This window comes from Virgibacillus profundi, assembly GCF_002287375.1.
In the GTDB taxonomy this organism is placed as follows: domain Bacteria; phylum Bacillota; class Bacilli; order Bacillales; family Amphibacillaceae; genus Virgibacillus_K; species Virgibacillus_K profundi.
Window position 1 is genome coordinate 1 of sequence record NZ_NPOA01000114.1, and the last position, 385, is coordinate 385.

Genomic DNA, 385 nt, shown 5'->3' on the forward strand with positions numbered 1-385 from the left:
CGTGCCGCCCTCGGCCTGCTCGAAGCGGCCGGAAGCACGGGTGTTGGCGCCGGTGAATGCGCCGCGCTCATGGCCGAACAGCTCGGACTCAATGAGGTCGCGCGGGATCGCCGCCATGTTGACCGCGACGAACGGGCCGTTGCGGCGCCGGCCGTAATCGTGCAGCGCGCGGGCGACCAGCTCCTTGCCGGTGCCGGACTCGCCGGAGATCATCACCGTGAGATCGGTCTGCATCAACCGCGCCAGCACGCGGTAGATTTCCTGCATCGCCGGCGAGCGGCCGACCAGCGGGATCGAGTCGAACTCGCCGTCGTCGGCGGGACTGGAGACCCGCTCCTTCGGTTCGGCCAGCGCGCGGCCGACGATGGTGATCAGCTCCTTGAGG

Annotated in this window: 1 protein-coding gene; it reads right to left on the bottom strand. The window is 69.9% G+C overall.

Annotation, left to right across the window (positions count from 1 at the left end; all coding sequences use genetic code 11):
• A partial coding sequence (locus CIL05_RS23005; protein WP_165769197.1) for a sigma 54-interacting transcriptional regulator occupies positions 1-385 on the bottom strand: 385 nt, incomplete at both ends.